The 19,547-nt window shown below is 41.6% G+C and carries 17 protein-coding genes; 5 read left to right on the top strand and 12 right to left on the bottom strand.

The genetic code is table 11. The features are described from left to right. Positions 1–4: 4 nt before the first annotated feature. Both H6G96_RS17455 and H6G96_RS42395 read right to left on the bottom strand, forming a co-directional pair. Entirely contained in the window at positions 5–460 is a 456-nt protein-coding gene (locus H6G96_RS17455; protein ID WP_190912623.1) for a response regulator, read from the bottom strand. 1,309 nt (positions 461–1,769) lie between these two features. Then, positions 1,770–1,892, bottom strand: a complete 123-nt coding sequence (locus H6G96_RS42395; RefSeq protein ID WP_277932928.1) for a hypothetical protein — start codon at positions 1,890–1,892, stop codon at positions 1,770–1,772. A 742-nt stretch (positions 1,893–2,634) separates the two neighbouring features. Here H6G96_RS42395 and H6G96_RS17460 point away from each other — a divergent pair. From H6G96_RS17460 to H6G96_RS17475, 4 genes are all read left to right on the top strand, one after another. After that, the gene (locus tag H6G96_RS17460; RefSeq protein WP_190912624.1) at positions 2,635–2,829 is read left to right on the top strand and encodes a heavy-metal-associated domain-containing protein; all 195 of its coding nucleotides are present in this window, start codon (positions 2,635–2,637) and stop codon (positions 2,827–2,829) included. 104 nt (positions 2,830–2,933) lie between these two features. Beyond that, complete coding sequence (locus H6G96_RS17465; protein WP_190912625.1) at positions 2,934–5,264, top strand: heavy metal translocating P-type ATPase; 2,331 nt, start codon at positions 2,934–2,936, stop codon at positions 5,262–5,264. Between the two features lie 19 nt (positions 5,265–5,283). Then, on the top strand, positions 5,284–5,511 hold the full coding sequence (locus tag H6G96_RS17470) for a hypothetical protein (protein ID WP_190912626.1): 228 nt from the start codon (positions 5,284–5,286) through the stop codon (positions 5,509–5,511). A 500-nt stretch (positions 5,512–6,011) separates the two neighbouring features. Next, entirely contained in the window at positions 6,012–7,100 is a 1,089-nt protein-coding gene (locus tag H6G96_RS17475; protein WP_190912627.1) for an aromatic ring-hydroxylating dioxygenase subunit alpha, read from the top strand. Between the two features lie 418 nt (positions 7,101–7,518). Here H6G96_RS17475 and H6G96_RS17480 read toward each other — a convergent pair whose 3' ends face one another. The 3 genes from H6G96_RS17480 to H6G96_RS17490 form a co-directional block, all read right to left on the bottom strand. Further along, positions 7,519–7,764, bottom strand: a complete 246-nt coding sequence (locus H6G96_RS17480; RefSeq protein WP_190912628.1) for a hypothetical protein — start codon at positions 7,762–7,764, stop codon at positions 7,519–7,521. 86 nt (positions 7,765–7,850) lie between these two features. After that, a complete protein-coding gene (locus H6G96_RS41415; RefSeq protein ID WP_242063304.1) occupies positions 7,851–8,273 on the bottom strand; it encodes a hypothetical protein in 423 nt (140 codons plus the stop codon). A 363-nt stretch (positions 8,274–8,636) separates the two neighbouring features. Next, positions 8,637–10,631 (bottom strand): heavy metal translocating P-type ATPase, encoded by a 1,995-nt coding sequence (locus tag H6G96_RS17490; protein WP_190912629.1) that lies wholly within the window; start codon positions 10,629–10,631, stop codon positions 8,637–8,639. A gap of 537 nt (positions 10,632–11,168) precedes the next feature. Here H6G96_RS17490 and H6G96_RS17495 point away from each other — a divergent pair. Next, a complete protein-coding gene (locus H6G96_RS17495; RefSeq protein ID WP_190912630.1) occupies positions 11,169–11,543 on the top strand; it encodes a hypothetical protein in 375 nt (124 codons plus the stop codon). Between the two features lie 109 nt (positions 11,544–11,652). Here H6G96_RS17495 and H6G96_RS17500 read toward each other — a convergent pair whose 3' ends face one another. From H6G96_RS17500 to H6G96_RS17530, 7 genes are all read right to left on the bottom strand, one after another. Next, positions 11,653–11,829, bottom strand: a complete 177-nt coding sequence (locus H6G96_RS17500; RefSeq protein WP_190912631.1) for a hypothetical protein — start codon at positions 11,827–11,829, stop codon at positions 11,653–11,655. Further along, positions 11,826–14,501, bottom strand: coding sequence for a DEAD/DEAH box helicase (locus H6G96_RS17505; RefSeq protein ID WP_190912632.1), 2,676 nt, complete (start codon positions 14,499–14,501; stop codon positions 11,826–11,828). The genes H6G96_RS17500 and H6G96_RS17505 overlap by 4 nt, the downstream gene beginning before the upstream one ends. A gap of 141 nt (positions 14,502–14,642) precedes the next feature. After that, positions 14,643–15,461: a pyrroline-5-carboxylate reductase gene (gene proC / locus H6G96_RS17510; RefSeq protein WP_190912633.1), complete on the bottom strand. Its 819-nt coding sequence runs from the start codon at positions 15,459–15,461 to the stop codon at positions 14,643–14,645. Between the two features lie 106 nt (positions 15,462–15,567). Continuing rightward, positions 15,568–16,170 (bottom strand): cell division protein SepF, encoded by a 603-nt coding sequence (locus H6G96_RS17515; protein WP_190912634.1) that lies wholly within the window; start codon positions 16,168–16,170, stop codon positions 15,568–15,570. A 384-nt stretch (positions 16,171–16,554) separates the two neighbouring features. Further along, positions 16,555–17,223: a YggS family pyridoxal phosphate-dependent enzyme gene (locus H6G96_RS17520; protein WP_190729024.1), complete on the bottom strand. Its 669-nt coding sequence runs from the start codon at positions 17,221–17,223 to the stop codon at positions 16,555–16,557. Beyond that, the gene (gene pipX, locus H6G96_RS17525; protein ID WP_190912635.1) at positions 17,220–17,498 is read right to left on the bottom strand and encodes a transcriptional coactivator PipX; all 279 of its coding nucleotides are present in this window, start codon (positions 17,496–17,498) and stop codon (positions 17,220–17,222) included. Before pipX ends, H6G96_RS17520 begins: the two co-directional genes overlap by 4 nt. A gap of 519 nt (positions 17,499–18,017) precedes the next feature. Continuing rightward, positions 18,018–19,511, bottom strand: a complete 1,494-nt coding sequence (locus H6G96_RS17530) for an anthranilate synthase component I (RefSeq protein WP_190912636.1) — start codon at positions 19,509–19,511, stop codon at positions 18,018–18,020. Between the last annotated feature and the right edge of the window lie 36 nt (positions 19,512–19,547).

Consider the following 19,547-nt stretch of genomic DNA (forward strand, 5'->3'; position numbering starts at 1 on the left):
ACTGCTAATCCTGACAAAGCTCCAAAGCTGGATAAGGGGCGAATTTTCTTGCCAGCCCACGCTGAATTATAGCCTCTAATTCCTCAAGCATATAAGGTTTGCTGATGTAATCATTAAATCCTGCTTTGAGGATACGCTCACGATCCTCCGTGCTAGCTAAAGCTGTGACTGCTACCACTGGTATTTTGCAAGTTAGGGGTTCTTGCTTTAGAAGATGCACAACATCGATACCACTAAGACCTGGTAACAAAATATCCAATAAGATTAAGTCTGGTTGATATTCTTTAGCCACCAGTACAGTTGTAGAACAATCTGTTTGGCAAATGAATCTACAACCCATTGACTCAAGAGCATAACTAATGAGCAGGAGACTATCATCATGGTCTTCCACTGCCAAAATCAAAGGCTGGTGAGAGTTTTGCTTCTTTTCATCACTCATGAATGAATGTGCCAAATACATCTCTTCTCCAGAAGATTTTATTAAGATTAATCGTCTTTAACTTAGGAGATACAGACGAGGCTTACCGCGAAGAATACAATAGTGTTCAGTTAAGATTGACTTGTGTTTTACTTTTGTCTAATTGATAATTTTAATCCATGCAGAAATAGCTGAGGTAAGAAAACCTTAAGCTGATAGTTTTAGCAGATACTTTTAGATTATACGCAAAATTACAGAAGATTTTATCAATGAGTTGATAGTAACTTTGTCTACAACTGGCTATGCCTACGCAGAAATTTCTTTATAAATTATTAATATTTTATTTAGTATTCTATGCTAAAAAATACCAATAAATAGAAGAATCAAACCTTAAGCTAGCAGGTAAGGAGGAAAGTAAGAGTTAGGTTTTCAATAAAGCGCAATCTATCAGAAACTTGGTAAGTAGTCCAATTTAATCAAAGGTAAAATATGAACTCTGCTTCGTAGTGGCTACTTAAGAATTCAGAATAATAATTTTTAATAATTTCTATAAAATTTTGTTGATTTATCCTGATCTAGTTGTTAGTGATCGCAAGATTATCTTTATGAGATTTTCTCATAATTACATTTATTTTTTCGCAACGCAATACTCATGTCAGCTTAATATTATCTGCTGGCTTTTTACGCCTTCAGTCGATTTTGTAAACATACTATAGATAGATGAAGTGAAATGCAATTAACTCTAAATTATTAGCTATGTTAAACACTTGGTATATATAGGGCGTGGCTTTTAGCCATGCCTTTTTTGTTAGTAAGATCAAGTGAGTAAAACATATAGATATAGCGGTTATCACTTTGGTATAATTCAGTCTAAACATCACTCAAACCTATCTTCTTGCTTAAGAAACTGGTTAGAGGTGAGGTTTAAAAATGTATTTTATGCGAACGAGAACTGCTATACTTAATAAAATACTTACTCTGCAATCTCTGAATTTAACTTTATATTAAAATTAGGTTGCAAAATCTTTGTATTAATGATAAAGGAATAGAAAATATTATCCAACTTTACTAAGTTAGCTTTATAAAATACCATCTATAAATAGACCAAGCAGCAAAATACTACTACCATATATGGAGCAATATTCGTATCATTCTATGGATAGTAGAAATAACTATTTTACAAAGTTATTATTCAGCCTGTTAATGCCTGAAAAACGTGTATGTGCCCTGGAATAATAACCAGGGTCTTTTTTTGTTAAAATTTAGGCAATTTTGTTTTAGCCAGTCCTTTTATATAGAACTCATATTTGATTTTTGAAAAAACTCTGTACAACTTGAAAAGGCTGATTTTCTATTCCCTACCCCCTACCCCCTGCCTATCGCGCTTGCGCTGCGCTTCTGTGCGAGACGCTTCTCTTTGTAGAGTGGCTTCTCTTTCAGAGATGCGAACGCGCACCACGTAATACCATTTCACTTTAATAATGATACAAATACGCTCTTTTGGGGCATGGCAATGCCATGCCCTTACGAGAAATCTATATGTATCAGGATTTTTGGGAATTGGTATAAACAAGTATGGCTGCGCCACACTGTGCGAACAGAAATCAAAGCGGATTCCTATATTAAGCTTTTGACGGTGGGTAAACTCACATCTAATTAGCTGATTGCAAAATAAGCATCAAACTTATGAGGTAATTGCATTAATACGGATTTAGTATAGCTTCACAGATGCGATTCTAATTGAGGGAATAAAGATGGATACCCCTGGTGTTGACCAGGGGCTTTTTATTTAACGTGAGTTCGACGGTTAGAAAAAGGCAAAAAGCTTGCTAGATATGCAAAGCGTGAGCGAGTGAGGGATTCTCGACTTTATCAACTCGCTGCACTTTTACAAATGATTGCTGCCGCCATCGCGTACTAGTTCAATATTGGGAACCAATTCTTCAGACGCAAGTTTCCAGTTACCATCCATTGAACCACTTAATGCGTTTGCTCTCTTGAGCAAGTTGTTGCATTTTTGCGATTTCTGTACTCATGCTGTAAAGAAATTTGAAGTTTAGCTAAAAACTTTAAAAATTCTCTAGACTCTCTAGCCGAGTGGAGAGTCTAGGATAAATTCAAGGCGACTCTCTTTCCAGTTATTTCTGACTGTTGAAGGATATCTCCCAGTCATCCACTTTGGTTTGGCTAGCTTTTCCACTCTATCCCGTAAATCTATGACTCTCCAACTCACAGTTCCCAACATGGCTTGTTCTGTTTGTGCAAACACCATCACCAAAGCACTTCAGGCAGTCGATGCCAATGCTAGCGTTCAGGCTGATCCAACAACCAAGCTTGTCAGTGTAGAAACTCAAGCATCAGAAACAGCCATTAAGGAAGCGTTGGCTGCTGCTGGCTATCCAGTTGCCTAAAGAAAGGGGACTGGGGACTAGGAACTGGGTGCTGAAATTCTTCTCTATACCCAATCCCTAATACCCAATTCCCAATCCCCAATCCCTAATCCCCAATTCCCAGTATGGATACTCTCACACTTAAACTTCGAGGCATGAGTTGCGCTGCTTGCGCCAACAACATCGAAAAGGCAATTCGCTCTGTTTCTGGAGTAATTGACTGCAATGTTAACTTTGGAGCAGAGCAAGCCACTATTAAGTATAATCGCTCTTTAGCCAATTTAGAAAAAATTCAAAGTGCGATCGCTGCTGCGGGATACTCTTCCTACTCACTTAAAGAAGAATTGCTCACCGAAGAAGATGATGCAGAGATTGCGAGTAGGCAAGCATTACAACGCCAACTCTCTCTCAAGGTAGCGGTAGGAGGTGTAATCAGCATTTTCCTATTTTTGGGTTCGTTGCCCATGATGACTGGGCTAAATTTACCCTTTATTCCAAGTTTCCTGGAAAATCCTTGGATACAATTACTGCTAACAACACCCGTCGTGTTCTGGTGTGGTGGATCTTTTTTCCGCAATGGCTGGAAATCTCTCAAGCGCCATACAGCGACGATGGACACGCTGATTGCTTTGGGTACAAGTGCAGCATATCTATATTCTTTGTTTGTCACTGTTTTCCCGAAATTTTTTATTGCTCAGGGCTTGATACCTCATATTTATTATGAAGTTGCCGCCATTGTCATTACCTTAATTTTGTTGGGGCGGTTGTTGGAAAATCGCGCTAGGGGACAAACTTCTGAAGCCATCCGCAAACTCATTGGACTACAAGCCAGAGATGCCAGAGTTATCCGTGATGGAATAGAAATTGATGTTCCCATCGCCGAAGTCAGAATCAACGATGTGATTTTGGTGCGTCCTGGTGAAAAGATTCCCGTAGATGGCGAAGTGATTACAGGTGCTTCGACGGTAGATGAAGCGATGGTGACGGGTGAAAGTTTGCCAGTCAAAAAGCAGCCAGGAGATGAGGTGATTGGGGCGACGATTAACGGTGCGGGTGCTTTTCAGTTTCGGGTGACACGAGTTGGAAATGATACATTTTTGGCTCAAATCGTCAAATTAGTGCAACAAGCACAAGGTTCTAAAGCACCAATTCAACGCTTGGCAGATCAAGTGACAGGATGGTTTGTACCAGCTGTAATTGCGATCGCGATCGCCACTTTCGTCATTTGGTTTAATTTCACTGGCAACCTCACCCTAGCAACAATGACAACGGTGGGTGTACTAATTATTGCTTGTCCCTGTGCTTTGGGTTTAGCTACCCCCACTTCTGTAATGGTGGGGACAGGCAAAGGTGCAGAAAATGGGATTTTGATTAAGGGTGCAGACAGCTTAGAACTAGCACACAAAATTCAAACCATCGTTCTAGATAAAACTGGCACTTTAACTCAGGGGAAACCTACAGTTACAGACTTTGTGACTGTTAACGGTACAGCTAATGGTAATGAAATCAAGCTTTTACAGTTAGCAGCAACGGTGGAACATAATTCTGAGCATCCTTTAGCGTCAGCAGTGGTGAAATATGCCCAGTCTCAAGAAGTGAGTTTAACACAGGTCAAAAACTTTCAGGCGATCGCCGGTAGTGGGGTGCAAGCATTTGTTTCAGATAGCCTTGTGCAAATTGGTACACAACGCTGGTTAACAGAACTTGGAATTAACACCATAAGTCTCCAGCAGTATAAAGATACATGGGAAGCTGCTGGTAAAACAGTCATTTTGATTGCTGTAGATGGCGAATTGCAAGGAATAATGGGTATTGCTGATGCCCTCAAACCTTCATCAGCAGCAGTGGTGAAAGCTTTACAGAAGTTAGGTTTAGAAGTAATAATGCTCACCGGAGATAATCGTAAAACTGCCGAAGCGATCGCAAAGCAAGTTGGCATTCAGCGAATATTTGCCGAAGTGCGTCCAGATCAAAAAGCAGCGATTATCCAATCCCTTCAAAGAGAGCAAAGGAAGCAGGGGGAGCAAGCGAATAATTATTATTCTCCCTCATTCCCCCACTCTCCACTCCCCACTCCCCACTCCCTTGTTGCAATGGTAGGTGATGGCATAAATGATGCCCCAGCCTTAGCACAAGCTGATGTGGGAATTGCTATTGGGACGGGAACAGATGTTGCGATCGCAGCTAGCGATATCACTCTAATTTCTGGAGATTTGCAAGGAATTGTCACAGCAATTCAACTTAGTCGCACCACGATCAACAATATCAAGCAAAATCTTTTCTTTGCCTTTATTTACAACGTCATTGGTATTCCTATTGCGGCTGGAATTCTGTTTCCTATCTTTGGTTGGTTACTTAATCCAATTATTGCCGGCGCTGCAATGGCTCTTTCTTCGGTGTCTGTTGTTAGCAATGCCCTCAGATTGCGTAAATTTCAACCAAAAGCTATCTCATAATTGCAGGGTAATTTAGGAAATGTTCAGTAAAAAAATGCTTTGGGGAAGCCTTACAGCTTTAATGCTTCTCACTGGATCATCAGGTGTAACATTAGCAGAAATGTCAGCCCACTCATCAGAGCAAACCAGCCAATTTCACCGTATCGAGCAACCTTTGGGTTTAAAAGTTGGGGTTGCGATCGCTGGTTTAGCCTTGGTCGGATTAGAGTTGTGGTGGTTTCTTCTCTATAAAAATCCTGATTCTTAACCAGATGATTTGTCAGAAAAAGTTCTATCAAAGCGCCTAATGCACCGTGTTACATGACGGCGCATTAGGCTAAAGCCGTAACACACCCTAAATTTTGATTTACTTCATTAATAAACTTTAAATAGTTGAAATTTTGCTCTAATTAAAGATATTACTAAGTTTTTATTTTCAAAATATCTATTTTAAACTGAATAAGCTAATGCGTGCCTAAATTGTATAAACACTCTTTACATCTGTTAACTGTTAACTATTGACGGTTACCAGTTATCAGTATTAATGTAAATTTTCTAGTCAAATGCGTAACAGCTTATTAGCTTACATAAGCTGATATTTAACTAGTTTAATTTTAACACTTTTAATAAATTCCATTCAATATTTTACTTCTCTAATTTGCTCTATTTATTGGGCAACTGTTTCTCATGGTACTGAAAGTAACTGTTTTTTTCTAGTTTTCATGTTACTTCTAGATCAACTGCTTCACCTCAAGTGAAACCATAAAAATGAATCTTAACTCGCAGACTTTTAGCTCAATCCGTAAACCTAAAAATTTTAATAATCCAGAGCGTTTTATTGAGGGATGGTATTGGGTAATACCTTCTCAAAATCTGCGGGTGGGTGAAGTAAAACCTGTCACGATTTTGGGCAGAGAACTAGTAATTTATCGTGGTAAAGACAAAAGAGTTGTTACCTTTGATGCTTACTGTCCCCACATGGGCGCTCACCTTGCTGAAGGCCAAGTTGAGGGTAATGGACTACGTTGTTTTTTCCATCACTGGAAGTTTGATGCTGAGGGGATGTGTGTTGATATCCCATGTTTAGATACGCCGCCTTCCTTGAAATTACAAACTTGGCCCACTGCTGAAAAGTACGGAATGATTTGGGTTTGGACTGGAGAAATACCACAACAACCCCTACCTTTTGTTCCAGAGTTGGAACACAAAGAGTGTGATGTTGCTATCCATTCTCACTTTATAATGAACTGTCACCCTAATGTGGTGATGATTAATGCGATTGATGCTCAACACCTCAATGTAGTTCACAAACTGCCAATAGATATTATTTTTGAAAAACAGGAACTAAACGAAAATGCGATTATCTTCAACAACACTACACCTATTCAAGAAAATTCCTTTTTGATCAAGCTCATCCGTCTTTTTTATAAAAATGCCATAACTTACAGTATTTGCTATTGGTTCGGTAGCATTGGCATTGTGACAGTTGGCCCTGATTTCTTCCATGTCCACATGATGTTTGCAGTTCGCCTTCACGAAGGGGGAAAAACTGAAGGCCAAATCTTGTTAATTACTAAGAAGCGTAAAGGGTTTTTTAGTTGGTTATGCAATCGAATTGTGCTATGGCTGACTAAGATTGCAGGTAAGTTCTTTCTTGTGGGTGATATTAAGATTGTCCAAACAATTAAGTTTGATTTGAAAACTCCCATCAAAGCAGATCAGTCAATCATGCAGTTTATTAACCATGTTGAAAAACAGCAATCTTTAATGTGGGGAACTTGGCAAGAAGGGCGATCGCGTGATCTAGAGAGCAAGCCCAAGCGTGAGAGATGGCAAGATACAATGAGTAATGATTAACATCATGTCTATTGACTAGAATTCCGTCAAACTACTTGGTCAATTAAACATTCACAAAATCATCCCATTGTCAACAATCTTTGCAACAAATGAATCGGCTTTAGGGGTGTACAGCTGTACGTCCCTAAAAATGTAGGTGTAGCAGTTATTTTGCCAAATGGTATAACAATTAATAAAAGTTCGACTAAATTAGTTTTAACTTTTAATTTATTTTTTACTGGGCTACCAGAATAAATAAAAAGAAGTGGCAAAGCCACTTCCTAATTCCCAGGTAGAACCTAAGTCATGAGTATAACCACTAGAAAAATTTGAAATAGTATAAACAAACACCAATTAACTTAATATCTATGTTTTTCTCGTTTTCTGGGTTAGGCAATCCTGATTTTCATCAGTCGAATAACTGTATATTTACATAGCCTTATAATTGCAATGCAGACTCAATTTTATCCAGTTCATTGCTAAGATGTGCCAGTTTTGCCTCTTCATCAACAAGCTGCTGTTCTAATTGAAACTTGACTGCTGTACCAGCTTCAACTGCTACAGCTTTCTTCATCTGCTTAAACTTCTCGCTGCGGATGTCAAATTCTGCCTGAAGTGCATCTAGTTTTTGTTGCGATCGCTGTCGCCCTCCAGCAGTTAAGCTAGTAGAAAGCTGTTGGAACAACAGTGAATATACTACAGAACAAGCTGCCTACGGAATTGCTTTTTTAGGTCTTAGCAAGCAAACTGATGTTTAGCATTAGCGTACCACTACTGACTTGGGTTGAGTACAACGATTATTTCTGCTAGCCTGATTCCCAGAGGTTTCCAATTGGGATTGCTAGAAGAAAAAGTGCGATCGCCTGACACTGCTTTGTAGTCATTGGGATATTTCTGTGCAGCATTGGGAGCAGTATCTACTCGCAGGATGAGTTTGCCCTGATAGCTAGATAATTTGCTACTATCCAGCAAAATAGTACCGCCATAGTCCCACGCCAATCCATAGAGTTTAAAGTCACCTAACTTTTTGCGTAACTCGCTCAATTCTGTTCCAATACCGATACCTTCACGGGTTTTCCAAGCTGAACCCAGGTTACGCACATCTAGAGGTTTGGTACGAGTATTATCACTCCAAACTACCAAGAGAGAACGTCCCCGATTTAGGTTTACCTGAGTAGCTGCGAAACTACCCATTCCTTCAGGGCCAGAAATGGTTTTATCAATGAGGCGGGATGCACCGAACAGCTTAACTAAATCTTGCTTGGTAGTTGTGCGTGTTATCGGGCCAACTCGTTCGCCAGGAACGATTAAGGTGTCTTTTAAAGGTTGCGTTCGCGCATCGGTTGGGGGTTAATTGGTTTTCTGGGGTAATGCAACTACTGAAATTGCTAAAGTTAACACCAAAGCTAACGCAGCTGTAACGATACCTTTAATAGATGCTTTCATAGTCTACCTTTACGGGAATTCGATTTGGGAGTGTTCAATATATTCAATTATTACTTTTCAGTTTTAACTTCTACAGTTTCCCAATTACGGATTCCCGATTTCCCAATAGCTTTATTTCATTACTCTAGTTGCGTTGAAAATTGCTAGTAACGCTACTCCCACATCAGCGAATACAGCTTCCCACATTGTTGCTATGCCTAAAATACCCAAGCCAATAAATACACCTTTAATTGCTAATGCAAAACCGATATTTTGCCAAACAATTTGCCTTGTTTGTCTAGCGATTTGTATTGCTTCTGCCACTTTTGATGGTGCATCTGTCATGATCACAATATCGGCAGTTTCTATCGCCGCATCTGAGCCTAATCCGCCCATCGCTATGCCAACATCTGCTCTAGCAATCACTGGCGCATCATTAATACCATCCCCAACAAAGGCAACTTTATTATGTTTACCAACGGTGTTAAGTAACTTCTCAATGGCATTGACTTTTTCTTCTGGTAATAACTCTGCTTCGTAAGTATCTATGCCTAGCTGTTGAGCAATCTGAGATGCGATCGCTTGATTATCTCCTGTTAACATTACTGTTCTCTCTACACCCATTCTTTTGAGTGCATGAATAGCTTGTCTTGCATCTTCTTTCAACTCATCAGCAATGACAATATACCCAGCGTAAATATTATCTACTGCTAGATGAATAACTGTTCCCTCTAATTGGCAATTATCATGAGCAATATTCTCTTTGCGGAGTAAGCGATCGCTTCCCGCGATCACTACCCTATTTTCAAGCTTGGCTTTAATTCCATAGCCTGCTATCTCTTCATAATCCCTCACCTCAAAATCATCGATTTTTCCACCATAAGCCTTGCGGATAGATTGAGCGATGGGATGATTTGAGTGCGATTCTACTTTGGCAGCTAATTCCAGCAATTCGTATTCAACATAGCCATTTGATGCTACTATTTTTGCTACTTTAAATACCCCGTGAGTTAGGGTTCCAGTTTTATCAAAAACAACTGTATTGACTGCATTTAAAGTATCTAGAAAAGTAGAGCCTTTAACCAATATCCCGCGTCTAGCTGCACCTCCCACACCTCCAAAGTAACCTAATGGAATACTGATAACCAGTCCACACGGACAGGAAATAACTAATAAAATTAAGGCACGATAAACCCATTCTGAAGAAGTTGCACCAGAAATGAATAAAGGAGGTAATATTGCGACTGCTAAAGATATAAAAACTACTATTGGTGTATAATATCGGGCAAATTTAGTAATAAATTTTTCTGTTTCTGCTTTTTTACTTTTGGCATTTTGTACCAAGTCTAAAATCTTAGCAATGGAAGAGTCATCAAAAAGTTTTGTTACTCTAATGCTGATCACACCCATTTTATTGATCATCCCAGCTAAAACTGTCTCTCCCAGTCTTACTGTTCGCGGTACAGATTCTCCAGTTAATGCAGATGTATCGACTTGGGAATTTCCATCTATAATCTCACCATCTAAGGGAATCTTTTCTCCAGGCTTTACAACGATAATATCTCCAATATTTACTGTGTCTGGTGGTACTTTTTTTAGTTCTCCCTCTGTTTGAATATTTGCATAGTCTGGGCGGACTTCTAATAAGGCTTTAATAGAATTACGGGAACGACTAACGGCAATATCTTGAAACAATTCCCCAATTTTATAAAACAACATAACTCCGACAGCTTCGGGTAATTTATGAATTGCGATCGCACCCAGTGTAGCTACTGTCATCAAAAATGTTTCATCGAATATTTTACCTCTGAGTATATTGCGCCCGGCAGTATGTAAAACACTCCATCCACTTAATAAATAGGCAGGAATGAAAAGTAGATATTCACCTATTGAATAGAATGTATTGTGTAGTTGATCTTCAAAAATTACACCAGGCACATATAAACTTAAAATTACTACTAAAGGCAATACCTCATTTTTCAGATTGAATTCTCCATCGTGGTCGTGATTATGGTCATGGTTATGATTCTCTTCATGATTATGATTATGAACATGGTTATGATTCTCGTGATGCTCATGTTCACAGTTGCAACAACCTGAAGATTCTGAATGTATTTTTCGTTTCATTTTTATGTTTAGGCTAGTAAATTACTTGGTATATGAGCCTTTTTCCGAATGTAATGAAAAAAATAACTTTTTACAAGTCAAATATTTAAGAATCAAAATCTATATCAGTTTAATTGCTAAATATTTATACTATTTTTTGGTTAACATTAAGATTTTTAAATTTTAAAAATAGCGATCGCGGTTATTCATTTTATATAAGAATATAAAATATAACTTTGTTCGTAGTGAGCGATTTGTCGCTCTACATAAGATTTCAAAAGGCTATAACTGCTTAAATCAAACAAACAATTATTATCTTAGGAATATAAAGCTGATTTAAATTTTGTAAAGTAGACTACTTAGGTCTTAAAGCCAAACATCAAGCTTGTTTGCTGCTGAATCTGCTGTAGCAACTAATTGCCGTTCAAACTAACTGGATAGATATGGAACTTTCTTAGATAATAGCTGTCAAGCTAGCTATTCTTAGAGGAAATTAACTTGAAGTTTGAAAGTAAATCGAATACCCTAAGCTAGTAAACAATTTTCTCAAAGAAATCTATGAACAAAAAAATTATTTTGAATTTGCTTTCCAGTTCCTCAATTTTTGTGTCGCTGATGTCTACGCTGGCGGTATTGAATCCTGCTCATGCTAGTATTACTCAGCGATTAATGCACACACAAGACGGTCGTACCTGTATCACTAACCCACATGGTGGAAAAGATTTTGTGTGCATTCGAGATTCAGAGAGAAAGCAACCCTATGCCTCTACACGTTCCTCAAGCATTGTCACATCAGTATCAGATGACAATATTGCTATGTTGAACTTTACTGAGGAAGAAAGTGATGCTGCAATCCAGACATTTGGCTGTGACTGTCCCTACTGTGTAAATTCTTTGCGTCAGTTGCGCGGTACTGGAAATTTAGTGTACTAAGATTGAATAGCGCTTATAGCGGCTATAACTTCTGTTAGATACACTTGATTAATCACGTATAGAAGATATACGAAACTAATAAAGCATTTTTAATTAGATACCACTACTATTATTTGGTCAAAAGTAAATTCATTGAAAGCGGCGGGAAACTCCATCCCCAGGTGTCTGTAGAGGGATAGTCGCCCCGTCGCTTGGGGCATAGGGCATTGGTAACTTCTTCCCCATGCCCCATTCCCCATTCCCCATGCCCAAAAACTCCATCCCAAAAGTGGGTGGAGTTTTTCATTCAACCACCTCATTCACAGGGAATCGATCAATCAACTGCATCGCCCGATAGGCATTACGCTGGAAAGAGTCTGGCAAATGCGGAACATGAGGTATTTGCGATAATAAATCCAACGTTCGCCGGAGAATTCTTACCACATCGCCTTCATCTAAAGTGGTGTTTTCGCAGAGTTCTACCCACTCCATTCCTAGCGCCCATTGTTCCACGATCGCAATTAATTCAAACTCCAACCATATAGGCAGTGCTACATTATACCGACGTTGTAGTTGGAACATTTGGCGACGAATTCCCCGCAATTTTGCTAAGGCTTCTGCCACTTCATTACTAAGCTCAAAGTTAACCTTGCTATCTGGACGGGGGGTTTCCATCACCAAAGCGGCGGCGGCGGCGGCTAAATGGTGCGGGTCTAAGTTATCCAATTCACCACTAGCGAATACTAAACCTAACCACAACTCATTCTCACCCCGAATTGCGGCAGCGATTCGCCCTAATTCTGTGGGCACTAAGTTATCTAAAGCGCCGAAGTGTTGCAGAATTGAGATTAAATTGATAAATTCTTCCCAATGACGTTGTGAGTGTTGGTCTACTTGTCCTTGCAACTGTTCAAGTTCGGCTTCTAGTTCGACATAGCGGGCGCGGCGCTTGAAAAGCGTAGCAGCATTGCCTGATTGATGCAGAGGATGAGCTTCTAATTGCTCTTGGACGGCAGTAGCCCGGCTGAGTTGTTCTGCTACTTCTGGTGCTAGATGCAAAGATTCTATCGGATCAGGAATACGTGCTGCGATCGCAAATGTTTCTTGGTTACCACGGCGCGACTGTCCTGGCTTCAAGGGCATCTCTGGCGGTGGTAGTAAATCAGGTGGCACCTCAATTCGCGGCAGTTCAGCATACAAATCGACTACATCTCCTGTCGTTGCTACATACCAGCGATTATCGTGCCCCAAGCATACCAAGTAAGGAGCTTGACCAGAACCCGGCGATTTTCCCACTAACACTGCGGTTACAGGTACAGACACTGTGATGTTTTTACCCTTGAGACTCAACAGAGTTCCTGACACTGCAAATCCCAACATCATCCCCAACTCTTCTTGTCTATCTTCCTGCGCTTGCTCTTGCAAGGTTTTCAATATCTGGCGTTCTACTTTCAGGCGTTGCCGCAATTTCTCATAAACAGCCAGTTCATTTTCATCAACTGCGGCGATTTGCTCATGGAGTTGAGCTAATTGTCTCTCCAGTTCGGCAATCTCATCGTATTCTGGCCTTAAATGCAAGGTAGCCATATACTGCCCAAAGCTGCGTTCTATCAGTTCCCTAGTTTGCTCTAGGGTATGTGTTTGCAGCAAGTTGAGTACCATGCCATAACTGGGCGTAAACTGGCTTACAAGGGGGTCTGGCTTGGATATTGCCAAATACGCTGCCTCTTTGGCTCCTTCAAAGGGAGTTTGGACTGTTACAACATAACCTTGTTTATCCATCCCCCGGCGGCCGGCTCGTCCCGCCATTTGCAAGAATTCAGAAGCATTTAACAGGCGGTGTCCGGTGTCAGTCCGCTTAGAAAGGGTGGAAATTACTGTTGTCCGGGCGGGCATATTAATTCCCGCAGCCAGCGTCTCAGTGGCGAATACGACTTTAATCAGCCCTTGCTGAAATAGTTCTTCTACTAATGCTTTCCAAGCAGGCAAAATTCCGGCGTGGTGAGCAGCAATTCCTCGGTATAGGGGTGCAATTTGTCCAGAACGCCCGGCTTCGGGATTGCGGGCTAAAAAGTCATCAATCTGTTGCCGCAAAATCTGGGACTCTTCATTATTTACCAGCCATAAATCACCTACTTCTGCCACTGCTTTATCACATCCCCGGCGGCTGAAGATGAAGTAAATGGCTGGTAGCATATCACGTTGCTCTAACTGGCTCAAGGTATAAATTATTCCCGGAGCTTCGGGTCTACCACTTCTTCCCCTCTCCTTTTCTCCCCCTCTCCCCTTCTTTTTCTGAAGGCGGGGGTTAATTTTGGTTTTGCTATCATTCAGCAGGGGAAATAACCCTTTGGGATTGCAAAAGTGAAATTCCAAGGGGACTGGGCGAAAATCGGAGTAAATCAGGTCTGTTGGGCCATGAACGCGATTTAACCAGTCCGTGAGTTGATCACTGTTAGCAACCGTTGCTGAGAGGGCTGCCAGTTGCACTTCCCGGGGACAATAGATGATTGATTCTTCCCAAACTGTACCGCGCTGGCGATCGTTCATATAGTGGCACTCATCAAGTATTACGGCTTCAACGTCTACTAATGAGATGCCTATTTGCCCAATGGGTGTGCCATAGAGCATATTTCGGAAAATTTCTGTGGTCATCACCAAAATCGGTGCATCTCTGTTGATGGAGGCATCTCCAGTTAACAGTCCGACTTGATCAAACCCGAATTTTTCTCGAAAGTCACGTAATTTTTGATTCGACAACGCCTTTAGGGGAGTAGTATAAAATACACGTTTTCCTCGCGCCAGGGCGCGATAAATGGCGTATTCCCCAACCAATGTTTTGCCCGAACCTGTGGGCGCACACACGACTACTGAGCGTCCGGCGTTTAGGGACGCGATCGCTTCTTTTTGAAACTGATCCAGATCAAAGGGAAATATAGACCCTAAGTCAAGTTCTGGAGACGGCGCAGGATAATTCACTCAATCACATTTGCAACCAGATTGTTTATTATATTAACGAGTCTTTTGTCAACTTCGTTAATAGTCATTTGTCATTGGTCATTAGTCATTAGTTTTTCACAAAGGATAAAGGATAAAGGACAAATGACAAAGGACTCTTTATTATTTTCCCAGTTCTTGCGATCGCTCTGCGGCAGCTTTTACTGCTTCAATTAAAGCTGAACGAAATCCTGCCTGTTCTAACTTGGCAATCCCCGCAATGGTTGTACCTCCGGGACTGGTAACCCGATCTTTGAGTTCTGCTGGGTGCATTTTGGTTTCATGTAACAGTTTCGCTGTTCCTAGTACGGTTTGTAAAGCTAATTGATTGGCAATTGCTCTAGGTAAACCTGCGGATACTCCACCATCAGCAAGTGCTTCTATCAAGAGCGCCACGTAAGCGGGGCCGCTACCAGATAGCCCTGTTACTGCATCCATCAGCGCTTCTGACACTTCCACTACTTCTCCCACAGCAGAAAAAACTTGCTGTGCTATTTGGTGATGCTTGGGGCTGGTGTATGCACCTGAACAAATTGCTGTAACTCCCGCTCCCACTGTAGCTGGAGTGTTGGGCATTGCTCTTATAACTGGCAATTGCACAAATGCAGCTTCTAGCTGGCTTAAAGGCACACCCGCCAAGATGGAAATGATCAGGGGTGAGTGTTCTTTATTAAGAATATCAATATCTGCTAATTCTTGGGCGATCGCACTAAACACCTGCGGTTTTATTGCCAAAAAGACAACTTCTTTTACCTGCGTGAAAACCTCGGTATTATCTGTCGTTACAGCAACATCGTATTGCTGTTTTAAAAAATCTAGGCGTGAAGGTAGCGGTTCGCTAACTATAACTTCTGATGATTGATAAATTCCACGCGCTATAAGGCGGGATAAGAGCGCTTCTCCCATTACCCCACCACCAATTAAGCCAAATTTTATAGTCATTGCTAATTAGTCATTAGTCACTCGTCGTTTGTCATTAGTCATTTGTCACTATTATCAAGACTCAGGACAAATGACAAAGGACAAAGGACTAACAACTAATTTAACTTTATTGTGCCATCCGATTAGTTTCGTTGCCCCAGTTTTGATTTGGAGAACCTGTAGGACGAGAGGGACGTACTGGTGGTTGCGGTACTTCATGAAGAACACCACCTTGAGTACTAACTTGGACACAGCTTGGCGTAAACAAGAATATGCTTTCACCAATGCGCTCTTGATGTCCATCTAGTGCGTAAGTACCACCTGCAACAAAATCTACTGCTCGTTGAGCTTGATCTGGATCCATTATTGTCAGATTTAATACCACTGACTTGCGTTCTCGCAACGCTTGAATTGCCTGGGGCATTTCTTCAAAAGTGCGTGGTTCGAGGACTAAAACTTCCGAAATTCCGTTAATTGCTCCTGGCATACCAATCACATTCCCCATTGGCTTTGAACCTGCTGCTATCTCATCTCCCATTGTAGGCACTGGTTCCCGCCAGCGTCGATTTTGAGCAGTTGCGCTCTCCTGTGGTGCAGGTGGTTGGGGATTTTCTTGCTGATACAGGTTTTGGTAATTATTATCTGTTTCTGGTTCTTCTTCGTAATATTCGTATTCCACTTGCTCATTTAGACCCACAAAGTCTCTGAGTTTGGAAAATATGTTGTTCATTGTGTGTGTACTCTCCTGGTGCGAATAGCCAGCATTGACTTGGCTTAGGATAAATTGAGCTAGGAGCGATGCCTACTTAAGTAAACTACGCTACATCCGTGGATACTTCAGCAAGCCTCTTGCTATTTGTAACCCATACTACTGCTTTTGGCGATGAACTAGCACTTCTTGGAAAGTTTTGTGCATCGTCTAAACCTAATAATGAGTCAAGATTATATCCTAAGGTTTGTCCGAAGGAAAGCTCCTTTTACCCCATTTTTCCTTGACGATTGCTCTTGTCAATACTATATCCTTTGTTTCCAATTGCACCAGTCTGTTACAAAATTGTTGTCATCAAATCCTGATCTGTATTAATACTGACCTACAAAGTTGATGAACAATAGGCTAAGAGCGATCGCCAAACAAAATTGTTCCTAATCGTACCATCGTTGCGCCTGCTTGCACTGCCAGTTCGTAGTCGCCTGACATACCCATAGACAAGTGCTGCATTTTAATGTGCGACCAGTTTTGCTGCTGGATTTCTTTTGCCAGTTCACGATTGAGATTAAACACATTTAGAATTTCGGGATCATTTAATCCTGAAGGCGGAATTGTCATCAAACCTTGAATTTGTAAATTTTTGTATTGATCGAGTGTGGGTAAATCAGCCAAAAGTTCTGGCACACTCCAACCAGACTTGTTGGGATCGGGGAGAATTTTCACTTGCAGGCAAACCTGGGGACTTACTCCTAGCTGTTGCGCCAATTGATCTAAGCGCTGTGCCAGCTTCAAATTATCCACGGAGTGAATCCAATGGAATTGTTCAATGGCTTTTTTGGCTTTATTGCTTTGCAAATGTCCAATAAAGTGCCAGGTAATATCCGGTAAGTCTTGCAACTCGGCTTGTTTGCTGGCGGCTTCTTGGATGCGACTCTCCCCAAAATCACGAATTCCTGCGGCATAGGCAGACCGAATGGCCTGGGCAGAAGCTTGCTTGCTAACAGCAATCAATCGGACTGAAGTTGGCAGTGAGGAGCGAATGGTAACAATACGTTCGGAAATCGAACTATTCATTGGAAGGTGCGTTGGAAAACACTCTGAAGCTGATCGTACTCCTGGGAATGTCCACTGCGCCGCAGGGTACGTAAGCGATTTTCCAACATCATTCTAGCCTCAGTACGTCCTAGAGACTGGAATCTAACACCTTTAACGTCATTTGCAACCAAAAAAAACAAGCGCTGGGCATAAAGTGTGGTGAACAAATCCTGGTTCTCATCAACCATACAGATTTTGTAAAGTAAACCCCAAGTTGGATGGTTTATGTAAGTTTCTGCGTTTTCTGGATTCATTTAAGAGTCAAGGTGTAGTCAAGGTGGGAGTATATATATCTTTTCGCAGTGAATTCCAAACATTCAGACGATAATACCAACATTCGCCAGAATATTTGCTTAAAATGCAAAACTGCGGTTGCGAAGACCTTGATCTAGTTTCTAATGGGCAGATGAAGCTAGTGGTAGTGAGGCGAAATGGTACAATATGACCCGCGAAGCGTAGACTCGAAGAGTAGAGGCTTATCGATAGATATCCCTATGTGCTTTGGTAACTCAAATTCACCAACTTGGCGGCACAAGGCATAAAACAGTCCTGATCCTCTTGTTGAAAGTTTGAAGCGGCAAGGGAAAACACCCTTTGAAGTTCCCAACGGCAACAGCCAACTTTTCAACTTCTTTCCATACTGCCACAACTGTGGCTGAATGGCACAAAATTGGGGATTGGGGAGTGGGGAGTGGGGAGATGAGGGAGCAGGGGGAGCAGGGCGAGCAGGGGGAGAAAGAATAACTAATAACCTATTCCCTACTCCCTACTCCCTATTGATTATCTAACATTTTCAGAGCTTCTAGTTGTGCCTGGGCTTTGTGCAGAGATTCATACCATTCTTTCTCAGGATCGCTGTCTGCGACAATTCCCGCGCCAACTTGTCCCCAGACGGTGTTGAGCGCTGAGTGGGGAGATGAGAAAGAATTTGCTCCCCCTGCTCCCCCTGCTCTTCCTGCTTTCCTTGCCTCTCCTTCTTCAGACACGGGAGCTAGTAGCAGGGTGCGGATTAAGATATTTAAATCTAAATGACCACGCCAATCTAAATAGCCACAAGAACCGTAGAATAAGCTGCGCCGCACGGGTTCTAGTTCTTCAATAATTTCCATGCAACGGACTTTGGGACAACCTGTGATTGTGCCACCTGGAAACGTGGCGCGGATTAAATCAATGGTGGTGTATTCGGCTTTTAAAGTCCCTTTGATGTTACTAACAAGATGCATCACATGGCTATATCGCTCAATTGTCAGCAATTCGTCAACAGTAACCGTTCCCCATTCACAGACTCGCCCTAAATCATTACGTTCCAAGTCCACCAGCATGATGTGTTCTGCACGTTCTTTGGTGTTGCTGAGTAAATCCTGTGCTAGTTGCATATCCTGTTCTGGAGTGACACCGCGCGATCGCGTCCCGGCGATCGGTCTGGTTTCGGCTTGTCGGTTTTGCAACATTACTAACCGTTCCGGCGAACAACTGCTCACTTCCCCCCAAGGCGTTTGCCAATAGCTGGCAAAAGGAGAAGGATTGATTTTTTGCAAAGCTTGATAAATTTCCCAACCAGAAGCGGATGTGGACGCTTGAAATCGCAATGAAAGATTTGCCTGAAAGATATCTCCAGCTTGAATATATTTTTTCGCTTGGTTTACTGCTGTTTCGTAATCTGCTTGCGATGTCAAAAAGAGAGGAAGCGAAGAAGACACGGGGACGCGGGGACTTTCCTTTGCGTCTTTCTTTACTAACTTCTTCTGTAACTCATCGAGTCCATTTGCATCACTGGCGGCTAGCCAAAGAGTTTGTTGCGCGTGATCCAAAACAGCAAAACAGTTTGGTTCATACCAAAAAGCTACGGGAAATGGCAGGGGATCAATTTTATGACGAGGTAGCTGTTCAATTTCCCATGCCACATCATAGCCTAGCCAACCCAACCAACCACCTGTGAAGGGGAGATGAGGAGGTGGGGGAGCAGAAGAAGCAGAGGAAGAAAATACTACCTCATCCTTCTCATCTTGGTATAACAACTTTTCTAGAAAGGGAAGAACCTCTCCTACTTCTGGTGTCCACATCTGGGGGATGCCATCGACTAGGCGAGGAGCGCCTGCACAGATAGAATATCGGCTGAGTTGGGGATGATCGATTGGCGTTGGGTAGGGGCTTTCCAGTAGGGTAGCAATTCCCGGTGCGGAGGTGGGGCGAAAAAGAGCAGCAAAAACTTCCGAGCCTGTGCGCTTTTCTAAGGGTAGCGATCGCCAATACCAAGCCTTGATCATACTGTTTAAAAGCGTTGTCAATAGTTAGTTAACAAT

This window comes from Nostoc sp. FACHB-892 (assembly GCF_014698795.1).
GTDB lineage: Bacteria > Cyanobacteriota > Cyanobacteriia > Cyanobacteriales > Nostocaceae > Nostoc.